Genomic DNA, 14,061 nt, shown 5'->3' on the forward strand with positions numbered 1-14,061 from the left:
ATCTAAAAAAAGACTGCCCCCTTAGCCCAACGGCCTTGAAGACAGTCTTATCAGACAAACCTAGCTTCACTTATCGGCGTATGCCCACAGTCACAATCTCACTTGGGAACACCAGCATGGACAATCCTCCCCCAGTATTGCCGGAAATCGGCCCCTGCGGTTCTTCCAGAATCGTCGTCTTATAGAAATACTGATGGGGAATTTCACATGTCATCGCAAGCTCTGCATGCTGATGCCCCATATTGTACCAGCGCAGCAGCAGATCTCCTGTCTCCTCATTCATTTTCAGTGAAGAGAACGCAAGCTCCGTGCTTTCCCATTGGAACGGCGTATAATTCGGCGCAATCACTCCATCATGCACGTCAGTCTGGCACACTGTCCATGGAATCTGGAACTGGTATGCTTCCGCATACGCGCCAGACGTCATGCCATCCCCGGAATGCGGGATCAGCTCCATCCGTACCGTATGCTCCCCAAGGCACTGCGCTTCCGGCGTCGGGAACAAGCCCCAGTCACCAAGCTCACCTACGCTGCGCAGCAATGTAATCGCAATCGTGTTGCGGCCATCACGCAGCACCTCGTATTCATTCAAGCCAAGGTTAGCCACGGTTAGTCCTGCTCCAGCCTCTGTATCGCTCACGTCCACGAACGCTTGCTGATGCTGAGTATTGCTCGGGTTGGCCCATTCCAGAGCCGGCTCGTTATCCCGTACTGGGATTTCGAACATCGAATCGACATGGTGCACAGACGCTGACAAATCCGTCGGGAACAAGGCCCGCACCCGGTGATCTTTGGCCTGGTTATCGAGCGTTGTCTCGATATGAACTCCTTTGCCGCCGCGCTCCATGGACACGATCGTCCGCAGCTTCAGGATTACCGTCTCACGGCTCCGCTGTGCTTTACGCTCTGGATAATACACAAGCGCACGCTGCTCCTCATCCAGCTTAGCATCCGCCGAAGCTGGAATTGCCCAATCATGCGCAATCTCGATGGAGGCGCGATACGGCGTATCCTCCAATACGGAAATACGAGCCGGAAGTCCTTTCGTCGTCAACGCCGCTTCTCCTTCTGGCTGCTTGTACATGTACTCATTCCCGATATCTCCGGTGTTCTCGTACACGCCAAGATCGCGGTAGACACGGCCTGTCGCCTTGTCGGTGAGCGAGAACGAACCGTCGTCAGCAATTTCGACATGAAGCAGCTCGTTCTCCACAATGCGTTCGCCGCGTAGTAGGGACGAGCCGACGCGGGAATCTGCAGCGCCTGAACTAGAAGTTGCAGACTCAGCTCGGCGTACCCAAGCATACGCACGCAGCCCAAGCGCAGGCACTTGCTCTGCTAGGAAAGTCAGCTTCACCCGGCGGCACATATAAGGCTGACGGAACCTGTCATCCGGCAAATCGTAGCCGAACAGAAGACCAAGATCCTCTACCGTCACATCCAGCGTATTCCCTTGATCATCCACGAGTACGCGGCCAGAGAGGTCGACCTCTTTCATCCGGCGAGCCGTCTCCTCCAGCGTGAAGCCTTCCCGCAAATACAGGCGCGCTGCGTCAAGCTCTACACTGATCGTACCGCTGCGGGTCCAGCCTGTCGTGTTCATCGCTACAAGCGGCAGCGCATCTTCGCCAAAGGATGCGAACACTGAAGTATCCACCTTAGACGCAATCGCCTGCTTGCTATCGTCGATGATCGCTTCGGCAACATGGCGGCTCTTATCGAATCGCGTCACCATTTCCCGGTGAACCTCATCTACGCTGCAGCCGCAAATGCTGTCATGCGGATGGTTCTGCATCAGCGTCTTCCAAGCGTAGGTGAACAAGTGATGCGGATAGTCCTGGCCTAACACCTGGGCGAACGAAGCGAGCGGTTCTGCGACCTTCTCCAGCAGCGCCTGACCTGCCTGGTTCATCTGCTTCAAGTAGATGCGGGCCGACGCTGTATTGACCAGCGTGCCCCATCCGTCCGTGCGTTGACTTCGAAGCTCGCCTTTTACGGTCGACAGACTGTCGTTATCTATCGCCTGCTCCACCGCCTGCAAGTAATCCGGGAAATTCGAATGAATGAACTCCGTATCCGGGTGCAGCTTCCGCGCCGTTTCGATCGCCTCCGGTAGGTCCAACTGCACTGGCTGATGGTCGCAGCCGTTCATGAACAGCAGCTCGCTCGTCGAGGCGTATTTCTCCGCATCCGCCAGCTTGCGGTCCCAGAACGCTCTTGCTTCCGCTTCGTCTACCGGCACTTCATTTCCGTTCGAGTACCAGTTCGCAAATAAAATGCCGAGCACCTTGGAGCCGTCCGGCCCTTCCCAGATCAGCTCCGAGAAGGAGGACTCATAACCGTCGTCCGACACCGTATTGTTGAATCCGGTCGGCTTTACACCGCGGCCGAAGAACACATTCGTAATCCCGGACTGCTGCATTAGCTGCGGCGTCTGGCCCACCAGCCCGAACGTATCCGGGAAGTAGCCGATTTTGGCTACCTCTCCGTAACGCTTGGCATCCTGATGTCCAATCTGCATGTTCCGCACGTTGGCTTCCCCGCTCGTCAGGAACGCATCCTGCAAAATATACCAAGGACCAATCAACAGGCGTCCGTCGGTAATATGCCGCTGCAGCCGCTCTTGATTTTCCGGGCGAACCTGGAGGTAGTCCTCCAGAATAATCGTCTGTCCATCGAGATAGAAACTGCGAAATTCGCTGTCTCCGTCCAACTTATCCAACAAGGCATCGATAAGCTGCACCAGTCTTACATGATGCTTCTCATAAGGCAAATACCATTCCCGGTCCCAGTGGGTGTGGGAAATGATGTGCGCTGTTTTTTTTGTCGTCGCCAATCCAAGGCACTCCCTTCTATTCGTTTATTCCTGGTGACAGGAAATCTCAACTTCATTCGGACGGTATACCGCCGTTACACGTCCCGCTTTATCCGCTGCGAACAGCACGGAACGCTCCTTCTCTATTTCAAAAGAGTAAAGTGAGTCCGTCTGCGGATCTCTCACTTCAATCTTGCTGTCCCATGCATATTCGGACACGAACACAAACAGCGAACCTTCCTTAAAGCTCAGCTTCCGCCCATAAATGCCCGGCAGGTCGCCGCCAGCGCGCCACTCCAGTTCAGTGCTTACGCCCGCCGCTTCCGCCGCGTAGCGATACAAGGCGTGAATCGGCTCGTCCCGCTCATTCAGCTCCAGCGGCAGCGCCGTCCAGATCAGGCGGCCGCGCCCCAGCGGGAGCTCGAGCAGCGTGTCGGCGTGAGCATTTGCGGCGGCCACGGCCGGCACTTCCTTGGCGACCTCGGCGATCCGCCGGCGTCCGAAGGACACCGGCAGCTCCTGCCCGCCGATGCACAGCCGCTCCTCCCGCCGCACATTGCGCAGCTCGCGGCGGCCCAGCAATGCGTCCAGGCGCGCCGTCGGCCGCCAGTACGCATCAATGCCCAGCGGCCCGGTGGCGACCAGCGTCGCCCCGGTCCGCTCCACGATGCCGAGCAGCTTCGCCAGCGCGGCATCGTCTACATTGTGCGCGCTCGGCAGCACAATGAGCTTCGCTGGATGCTGCTCCAGCGCATCCAGGTGGTACTCGGAAACTCCGCGGAACGGGAGTTTCAAGTCGTACGCCAGCGCGCGCGTCAACCGCGTCGTGGCGTCATAGGCGAGCTTCCGGTTCGAGAAGTCGTTGCTGTAAGGGAACACCACAGCAACCTCCTCCAGCTCCCGGCCCTCGAACAGCTCACGGATTCCGCCCATGAACCGGCCGAAATCGTAAGACACATCCGCCTCCGGCTTCTCCGTGCCATCGGCGCGCAGCGCTCCGATTTGCGATTCATTGGCATTGTTCATATAGAAGTTCGTATTCCAAATCCATTGAATCGCCCCAGCGCCGCCCGTCGAGAAGGCGTAGGCATACTTGCGCTCCAATATGGAGCGCAGCTCTTCCTCGCTCCGCTTCGCCCGGCCGTCCGGCGTCTCGACATACATAATCCCGGTCTCCTGCACAAGGTTCGGCTTGTTCGCCGTCTTGGCAAAAATTCCGTCCCATACGAGATCATCATTGAGCCACCAGGAGTGAACCGTCGTGTAATCCACTTCTTTTTCATAGAAGTACGGCGATGGACGCTGCGCACCAAGCGCTTCATCCTGCCCGACCGTAACTGTATGCTGCGGGCACATTTCCTTGATCGTCCCAACTAACTGCTCCGCCCAGCGGTTATGCATATCCATCGAGAACAGGACATAATCCAGCCAGCGCGTACCGCGCTTGCCAGTATGGATATCCTGTACGCTAAAGTTGATATCCTCCGGCTCCAGCGGCTCCGCCGCAGCAAAGTCCGGCAGTTCGTCAGGCGTCATGTTCCAGCGCTCCTGCAGCACGGTAATCGAGCCGTGGCGAGCCTTCAGCCATTCGCTGAACGCCTTCCGCTCAAACGGATCACGTGCCGAACGCGGCCCGTCCGAGAAAATGCGCGGCGGATCAAACATCGACGGCTCGTTGATGAGATCCCAATCGATGTTCGTCGTCGCCTTGTGACGGGACACGATCGAGCGAATGAAGCGTTTCTGCGCCTCCACGCTCCGCGGATCGAGATAAGGATTGCTTCCTTCCCATGTCTCCGGGGTGAAGGAGAAAAACGTAAACGTCAACTGCAAATCATGACGCTTCGCGGTCTGAATGAACGCATCGATGGCGCGCAGCACTTCCTCCGAGGCATGGCTGTCAACCTGCATAATGTTACGGTACGCCGTCCAGATTCCGGTGCGAATCCAGTTGATTCCTGCTTTTTTCATCGCAGCCATATCACGGTCCCATACGCTTACGTTCGGCAGAAACAAAAATTTACGGGCTACATCCGATGTCATATAGGTCATGCCCACGACCGGAAGCGGCTTGCCGTCCTTGCGGAAATAGTCTCTGTCCACTTCAAGCAGACTGCCTTGGGCCAGCATCTCGGCATCATGAGCCCAGAAGCCTTGACGAAGCACGCGCACCTCGCCATCGGCAGACTCTGCCCGGCAAGCGAGCTTGTACAATCCCGGCTGCAGCTCCAGAGGAACAGGCAGGCGAACGATGTTCAGTTCCGGCGTAACCTCTTCATGAAAACGATGCGTGTATGCTTGGCCCCGCCCGTCCTTCCGCTCTACGGTCAAGTTGAACGTCCACTTCGCTTTAACCGCCGCTTCCGGCTTGTATGACACGCTTTCCGGCAAAAGGCGCTGAAACTGCAGCGTCAACATAGCTCGCTCATCGGACTCATACGATGCATACCCTGGCTTGATCCATAGCTCGGTGACACCTCTCACAGAGAAAGAAACCCAGCGGCGAAGCGCAGCCGCCCCGCCCTTGTCCCAAAATCCCGCGTCCAGCGGTTGGCCGATGAACAGCCAGCGGCTTCCTTTAAACGGCCCGCCGACCTGCTCCCACAGCACGACGGGAGCCGACAACTCGCGGTCTTCCGCTGAAATCCCTTTAAGCAACGGATAAATGCGCGTATCCATCGGCCCAGCCGAGCCCATTTGCTCCGGCAGATCACTGCTTTTCGTCACATGCGGCACCAAATTCCAAGTATCGGCGACAGCAAATAACGATTCATCGCCCTCGAAGAGCGGAATATCCGTAAAAGCGCTATACCGCTGCACCCGGCCCCCATCGACTCGCAGTGCTTCATGAATGTGAATCTGCCGATGATAAGCGGTCTGCTCCGGCTCGATGAGCCATGTTCCAGCCGCTTGGCGAACCGGATGCTTGAATGGCGCGCCGCCGATGCTTACCAGGCTCCCCCCGCGCTGCAAAAAGCCGAGAATCGCGCCCCAAGCCTCTTTAGGAAAATAAGGCGCGTGCATGTTGACGAAGCATCCGCCTTCCGCAGCATCCAGCGCCTCAGTCAGCTCGCCCGCGCCTACCAGGCGGCCCAGGCCTTTCAGCCCGGCCATAGCGGCCTCAGTGCTTGGCAATGAGGCCCCGCCAGGGAACGCAGGGTCACCGAATAGGATGACCTGCTTCAGCTTGCTCACAAAATCTCCTCCTTCATCGCACGGTACACGAGCTGGGAGAACAGGCTGTTCGACCAGGCGAACCAGCTCCGCGTAAAGATGGTTGGATCATCCGCATGGAAGCCTTCATGCATGAATCCTGTATCCGCATCGGTCGCCTCCAGCATGGCAATCATCTCCAGCTTCTCTTCCTTCGTCAGAGCGGTAATGCCCTGCATAGACAGCGCCATATGCCAGATATAATCCTTCGGCGTATGCGGGCTGCCGATTCCGCGGGCCGCCTTGCCTTCGAAGTAGAACGGATTCTCTTTGCTCAGCGCGAAGCGGCGTGTATTTTGATAAATTTCATCGTCTGCCGTCACATAACCGAGATACGGGATCGACATCAATCCCGGCGTGCCCGCATCATCCATCAGGCAGTAGTTGCCGTAGCCATCGGTTTCGTAAGCATAAATCGGCCCGAACTCCGGATGGCGGTAAATGCCGTACAGCTTGATCCCGTGATCGACCTCGAACTCCAGCTCTTTAAGCTCCGCGAGAAAGTCCATATCCCGGAACACCCACTCCGCAAACTCCTGCATCTGGCGCAACGCGACGACCGCAAACATATTGCCCGGAATGTTGTAGTGGAAATCGCAGGCATCGTCGCTGGAACGGAAGCCGGACCAGATCATCCCCGTGTAGTTGACTGGCATTCCCAGCCCATTGTTGCGAAGGGAATCCTCCGGTATCCCGTTATTGCGGGTAAAGCGATAAGGAGACTGCTCGAAATGGCGCTGCTCTGTTTTGAATACATCGACGATCTTCCGCATCGCGGCCTTGAACCCGGCATCGAAAATATCGGTGCGCTCGGTCTCTTTCCAATACATATAAGCGAGCCGTACCACGAAGCATAACGAGTCAATTTCGAATTTCCGCTCCCACACCCATGGCGACATTTCCGTAACGTCCGTCGTATTCCAGTGCCAGTCGTTGGCAGTCTCGTTAAACGCGTTGGCGTACGGATCAATATGGACATATTGAATGTGGCGCTTGATCAGCCCGCCGATAATCCGCTGCAAATCAGCGTCATCTTTGGCCAGCGGCACATAATGAATAACCTGCTCCACGGAGTCGCGCAGCCACAAGGCCGGGATATCCCCCGTAATCACAAAGGTCGTGCCGTCGTCCATCAGCTTCGTTGTCGTCTCCAGCGTATTCGGAAAAGTATTCTTGAACAGCTTCAGCAGCTTAGGACGGTGTGCCAGCTTCTCCTCGGCTTCCTGCAATACCTCCAGCACAGCCCTTGGCAGCTCCAGCTTCGGCATTGGAATTTTCGGTAATCTGAATTGTTCCATGTCGTTTCTCTCCTTCAAATGTCGAATAATATAGGCTTCATGAGTGTGATCAGAACTATGAACGGAATAAAGCCGTGAATGCTTTATGGCGGCTGCTTATTCATATGTTGTTGCTGATGTTATTAAATTAATGCTTGATCTTGATAGTCTTGATTTCATATGGCGCAAAAGACAGAGCAATGACCCCATTGTCATGGTTCATCCGTTCCGTTTCTTCTTCCAGCGCGTTAGACAGCCAGACGTCCTGCGCAGGCTGCACCCAGCGGAGCTCCACGTCCTCCCGGCCTCCGGAAGATTCGTAAAAACGCAGAACCGTCCCGCTCCCATCCTCTGCCGGCTTGACGGTATCAACAATGACATGCTGTCCCATAAAAGAGATGAATGAATGCTCCGCAGGAAGCTTCCCTTGTCTCGGCTCTGCGGCCGCAACGACGGAAGCATGATTCAGTTCGGACGCCTGCCTTACCGTGTGCGCAGACTGCCAGTCCCCCTGGTGAGGGTAGAGCGAGTAGGTAAACTCATGCTCGCCAAGATCCGCGCTAATATCCGGCCATTTTGGCGCCCGCAGCAAGGACAGGCGGATCGTGCTGCCCTGAACGTCGTAGCCGTATTTGCAATCGTTAAGCAGGCTTACGCCGTAGCCCCGCTCGGACACATCAGCGAAACGATGGCCGCACACCTCGTACTGGGCCTGCTCCCAGCTTGTATTGCGATGGGTTGTGCGCTCCAGAGCCCCGAAGGGAATTTCATAGGTCGCTTTGTCGGTGACGACATCGATCGGGAAGCCGACCTTAAGGAGCTTATGGGCTTCATTCCAGTCGACATGCGTCTTGAAGTCAACGCGCGGATTATCGTGATAGAAAATTACATCCTGCGTAATGACCGACTGGCTCATGCTCCAGCGGAATCGAAGCACGTCCTTGGTCGCACCCGTCCACAGGATGCGCTTCTCCAGCAGCACGGCTTCTCCTGCCGGCTGCTGCTCATAGCGTTCATCGATATCCCACGCATCCCATAATGTCGGACGGTCATGGAAGAAGTGGAATCGGTTGGCCGCTTCCCCTGGCTTAACGATCTCTCGGCTCGCCAGCTTGTCGAACAGGCTGACGATTTCTCCCCGATCATTGAAACGGACAAGGTAATACCCTGTCTCCCACGTTTGTAGTCCGGTTTCATGCAGCACATCGTCTTGCAGCTTACTTTCATGCGCCGCTGAATCTTGGCGCTCATCTTGGCCTGGTGAAGCCACATCAGCACCCGCAGCCGTATCCAGCTCAGCCTCAAGCCAAATCGTCGTATAACCAAAAGCGGGAATGTTCTTCACCGAGACCCATGCCGTTCGCTTGCCTTGTTCATCGGTACAGACATCAACCGTAAGGCGATGTCCTGCCGCATCATAAGCAGCCATCCCGGCAGAAAGTGGAGTGCCCTCCGAATCGCTTTCCTCTAATTCAATGGCAACGACCTCACTGCGGCTCCAGCCCAGGCTGTTAAATATGACGTAAGGCTTGCCTATGCCTGCGCCTGAACCTATGCCATAGTCTGTACCATCAACCGGCAGGGTCGTAATCATTTCTGCCAGCGCATGGATTCCATGCTCCAGCGCAGTCTCGCCGTGCTCGAAGACTTCGGCGTATTCCTTCATCGACGTGACGTAGCTCTCGGTAATCGCCGAACCCGGAATAATATCATGGAACTGGTTCAACAGGATGAGCTTCCAGCCGTCATGGAGGCGCTGATCCGCTTCTTGCCGCAGCTCCGGCTTCATGGCCTGGGCCGCCAGCGCATTCCACAATTCCGCCTCGCGGTATAATATCTCCGCCTTGCGATTGTTCAGCTTGTTCCGGCCATGGGTCGTATACGTTCCGCGGTGCAGCTCCAAATACAAGTCGCCATGCCATTCCGGCAGCGTCGGCTGAGCCCCCGCGATCCCGGCGAAAAATTCCTTCGCCGTGCTGTAGCGGCTGGCCGGCTGGCCAACCATCAGCTCTGCGCGGTCGTTATACTCCAGCATTTCGCGGGTCACTCCGCCCCCGCCGTCCCCATGTCCGTAGAGCAGCATCTGCTCATTATGCTTGGCCTTTTCCCGGTAGGACTGCCAGTGTTCATGGACATCCTTCGGCAGCGTATTCTCGTTCACGCCATGGTTAAGATAGGACAGCATCGCCGTACCGTCTATGCCAACCCAGTTGAACAGATCATATGGGAACACATTCGTATCGTTCCAGCCGAGCTTCGTAGTCATGAAGTAACGTATGCCGCCGTGCTGCAAAATTTGGGGCAGCGAGGCGCAATATCCAAACGTATCCGGCAGCCATTCGATATCCGAGGTCATCCCGAATTCCTCCTGATAGAACCGCTGGCCATACAGCATTTGCCGCATCAGCGATTCGCCGCTCGGAATGTTCAAATCCGGTTCGACCCACATGCCGCCAACCAGCTCCCAACGCCCTTCCCGGATTCTAGCCTTGACTCGTTCGTAGAGCTCCGGGTCATTGTCCTTCAAATAAGCAAACAATAGCGGCTGGCTCTGTGCATATTGATACTGTGGATATTCGTCCATCAAGGCGTCTACAGTAGAGAACGTACGGCTCGTCTTGCGGACCGTCTCTCGTGCCGGCCACAGCCAAGCAATATCGATATGCGATTGCCCGACCATATGCAGCGTACCTTCCGCATTGCCGCCGATTTCCCGAATTCTTTCCCTTAATTGTTGCTCTATATGTTCTATAGCTGCGCCGTCACGAATCTCCGCCTCACGCAAAGCGACGAACTGATCCATCGCCCGATACAGCGCCTCGATTAGCCGGGTGCGGCGGAAATCCTGCTCCGGCAGTAGCAGCATGGAATCACGGACAATCACAGCCGTATACATCAGACTTTGCACCGCGCGATTTACCAGAACTAGACTGCTGCGGATCGACGTAATCGGCGGTTGGATGACCGCCTGCTGATTCAACGGATCTACCGGCTCGGGGATCGGATCGAATAGCTCAATTTCCAGATTGAGGACGCTGCCATCCCGCTCCGGCCGCAGCGTAACGAATGTATGGTTGCGATCCAGCCCCTGATAAGAGGCGCCGTTTACCCGGAGCAACCCTTCCCCGCCCGACTCGAAGACGAGGCCGATGTGCGTGCTCTGCCCGTTATGTCCATTCCGCGGATGATGCTCGTCAATCCCAGTCAGCTCGATATCCTCTTTACGTCCGCCAGGCGCGGTACGCCCATTATGGTCGTTATCCCCGCTAAGCCAGGCAGCAGGAATTTCAAGCCGCTGCCGAAAAAAATACGTCGTCCCCTGCGTACTCGGGAACCGCTGCAAATTCTGCCCTTCAGCATACGCTCCAAAATGCTCGTACTGGCCAGGCAAATGATACGTCGCATAGGAAATATCCCAATTCGCCAGCTCGCGAGACTCCAGCCACTGACGCTCAGACAGCTCGCGAATGAATCTCCTGATCCGCTCCATCGCTATTCCTCCTCCCGTACTCTCAGATCGACGCTCTCCCCGTCGTTCACATGCTTGCCGACATAAATTTTGAATTGCCCCGGCTCCACGACCGGTTTATGATCAAGCCCGATGTACTCCAGCTGTTCCCGGCCAACCTTGAAGCTTACTTCCCGGCTTTCTCCCGGAGCGAGCCGGATTTTCTCGAAGCCCTTCAGTTCCTTGGCCGGTCTTGTTACTTTGCTCGCCACATCGGAAACATACATCTGCACGACTTCTGCTCCCGCAAGCTGACCGGCATTCGTCACGGTGACGCTGACGACAGCTTCTTCATCCGCCGAAATGACCGCTGGCTCTACGCGCAAATCAGAATACGCAAATTCCGTGTAACTTAGCCCGTAGCCAAACGGATAACGCGGCTGGGAGTCCTCCTCCAAATAGCGTTTGCCCCGCGAGCGCTTGCCGTTATAGTAGATCGGAAGCTGACCGACATGCTTAGGAATCGATATCGTCAGACGACCTGACGGGTTCACGTCGCCGAACAGCACGTCCGCGACCGCATGGCCGCCCTCCTGTCCCGGATACCAAGCCTCTACGACGGCATGAGCATGATCTTCGATCCATGGCTCGGCTATCGGACGTCCGTTAATGTAGACAACGATGACCGGCTTGCCCAGCTTGTGAATCTCTTGAACAAGCTCCAGCTGAACGCCCGACAATTGCAGGGAGACGCGGTCAATCCCTTCGCCGCAGTCCATGTCGCTCCATGAACTTTCCGTCACCTTGGACGCTCCCGTCCGCAGATCAATCGTGCCTTCGCCAAAATCGCGGGCACTGGAGCCTCCAACGACCATAACGACCGTATCGGCCTGCTCCGCACAAGATAATGCATACTCGAAGCCTTCCTTTGAATCTCCCTTAATACGGCATCCTGGCGCATACAGCACTCGCTCCGGCTGGCTGGCAAGCTTGCTGCGAATGCCGTCCAGCACGGTGACCACCTTATCCTTCGGCTGAGGGGACGTATAATCCCCGAGCTGGTTATAACCCACGTCAGCATTCGGCCCGATGACAGCGACCTTGCCTGCCGTTGTCGACAGCGGCAGAATGCCGCCCTCGTTCTTCAGCAGCACGATGCCTTCGCCGGCGATCTGGCGCGCCAGTTCTTTATGCTTATCGCTGCCGATCACCTCCGCCGCCCGCTCCGGGTCGGCATACGGCCGCTCGAACAAGCCCAGCTTGAACTTCAGCGTCAGCACCCGGCGCACGGCCGTATTGACCACTTCCTCATCCAGCTTGCCTTGGCGTACCGCTTCCACCAAATACTTGCCGAACATTTCGCCGGACATTTCCATATCAATGCCTGCGATAATAGCCTGAATCGCGGCATCCATTCCGTCTTCAGCCACATCATGCCCCGCCGCAAGCATATCGATCGCCCCGCAATCGGTAATGACCATGCCATCGAAGCCCCACTCCGAGCGAAGCACATCATCCAGCAGCTCCCGATTCGTCGTGCAAGGCACACCGTCAATTTCATTGTAAGCTGGCATAATCGACAAGGCGCCCGCTTCAACCGCCTTCTTAAACGGCAGCATATCTACTTCCAGCAGCTCCCGCATGCCGATGTGTACAGGCCCGGCATTTCTTCCGCCTTCGGAGCTGCCATATCCGACAAAGTGCTTGAGGGTAGCTGCAACGGCGTCTTCCCGATCTACCGAATCTCCTTGCAGCCCTTCCACCGAAGCGACCGCCATTTCACTAATAAGGTGCGGATCTTCTCCGAAGCATTCCTCTGTCCGGCCCCAGCGCGGATCGCGAACGACATCCAGCACGGGAGAATAAGTGACCGCGCCGCCTTGGCTTCTTGTCTCCAATGCGACAGCCCGGCACATCTCACGATACAGCTCCACATTCCAAGTGCTGCCGAGGGACAGCGGCACAGGGAACACCGTCGCGCCAATCGCCATATGTCCGTGAGAGCATTCCTCCCCGATCAGAATCGGGATGCCAAGCCGGGAATTCTCAATGGCGTATCGCTGAATTTCGTTCACTGCCTCGGCACCTTCCCGGGGAGACAGCCCCGTTTCCAGCGTAACCCCTGTCCATGGGTCGGCCCGAAGCGTACCATAGAGAGAGCCAATCCCTCCGTTTTTCACCTGTTCCTTAAAGGATTCCGCAAGACTGATTTCTCCATCTATATTCTCATAGGCATGCCAGCCGAAATTTTGAATCAGCTGTCCTGCCTTCTCTTCCAAAGTCATAAGCCCGAGCAGATGCTCTACCCGTTCTTCCGTTGGTTTGCTGATATCTTTATAGATCTTGGTCATCGTCTCCACTCTCTCCTCTATCTCGATGATCTTATTCTTTAACAGCGCCGATGGTCAGACCTTGAATGAAATAGCGCTGGAAGAAGGGATAAGCGAAAATAATCGGCCCCGTCGCGAGAACAACCATCGCCATACGGGATGTATCCTGCGGCATCGAACGCAGTGCCTCCAGGCTAAGTGAGCTATTCTGAGAGTTTTGCATAATGAATTGCATGCTTGTCTCGATCCGCATCAGCATCGACTGCAGCGGAACCAGATTAGGATTGTCGATATAGAGCAAGGCGTTAAACCAGTCATTCCAGTAGCCCAGCGTGCTGAACAGCCCGATCGTAGCCAAGCCCGGCAGAGACAGCGGCAATACAAGCTTAAGGAAAATACGGAATTCGCCTGCGCCGTCGATTTTTCCCGATTCCAGAATCGCATCCGGAACACTCGTACTATAGAAGGTGCGCAGAATCATAATATAGAACGCATTAACGGCCAGCGGCAGAATCAGCGCCCAAACCGTATCTTTCAGGCCTAGCAGCTGCGTCGTAACGATATATGTCGGAACGAGTCCGCCGTTGAACAGCATGGTAAAGAAAGCAAAGAAAGAGAAAAAATTGCGGTATTTAAAGCTTTTGCGCGAGATGGCATAAGCATAAAATGCGATAAACAATAAACTGATAATCGTCCCTACGACGGTGACGAATATCGTTACTCCGTATGAACGAAGCAGCGTATCCCCCGTCTGAAACACGTATTTGTAGGCTCCTAAACTCCATTTGGCAGGCAGAAGACGATAACCGTCACGCGCCAATGCTCCTTCATCCGTGAAGGAAATGATGACTACGAATAGAAATGGAAATACGCATACAAAGGAAAAAATGCCGGCAACCAGATTGAATATGAAATTCCAAGGCTTGGATAAATGGTGAAAATCCCTTGTTTTTATAGCACTTTGAGCCATATTGCTTC

At 55.7% G+C, this 14,061-nt stretch carries 6 protein-coding genes; all 6 read right to left on the reverse strand.

All coding sequences use genetic code 11. The features are described 5' to 3' along the window. Positions 1-70: 70 nt before the first annotated feature. Positions 71-2,836, reverse strand: coding sequence for an alpha-mannosidase (locus tag ACYUJT_RS08975; protein WP_460320767.1), 2,766 nt, complete (start codon positions 2,834-2,836; stop codon positions 71-73). A gap of 24 nt (positions 2,837-2,860) precedes the next feature. Beyond that, positions 2,861-6,010 (reverse strand): beta-galactosidase, encoded by a 3,150-nt coding sequence (locus ACYUJT_RS08980; protein WP_460320770.1) that lies wholly within the window; start codon positions 6,008-6,010, stop codon positions 2,861-2,863. Then, positions 6,007-7,326: a glycoside hydrolase family 125 protein gene (locus ACYUJT_RS08985; protein WP_460320773.1), complete on the reverse strand. Its 1,320-nt coding sequence runs from the start codon at positions 7,324-7,326 to the stop codon at positions 6,007-6,009. The genes ACYUJT_RS08980 and ACYUJT_RS08985 overlap by 4 nt, the downstream gene beginning before the upstream one ends. Before the next feature lie 127 nt (positions 7,327-7,453). Beyond that, positions 7,454-10,795: an alpha-mannosidase gene (locus ACYUJT_RS08990; RefSeq protein ID WP_460320775.1), complete on the reverse strand. Its 3,342-nt coding sequence runs from the start codon at positions 10,793-10,795 to the stop codon at positions 7,454-7,456. 2 nt (positions 10,796-10,797) lie between these two features. Beyond that, a complete protein-coding gene (locus ACYUJT_RS08995) occupies positions 10,798-13,104 on the reverse strand; it encodes a glycoside hydrolase family 3 N-terminal domain-containing protein (RefSeq protein WP_460320777.1) in 2,307 nt (768 codons plus the stop codon). A gap of 31 nt (positions 13,105-13,135) precedes the next feature. Next, a complete protein-coding gene (locus tag ACYUJT_RS09000; RefSeq protein ID WP_460320779.1) occupies positions 13,136-14,053 on the reverse strand; it encodes a carbohydrate ABC transporter permease in 918 nt (305 codons plus the stop codon). Between the last annotated feature and the right edge of the window lie 8 nt (positions 14,054-14,061).

The sequence above is a fragment of the Paenibacillus sp. YSY-4.3 genome (assembly GCF_054767475.1).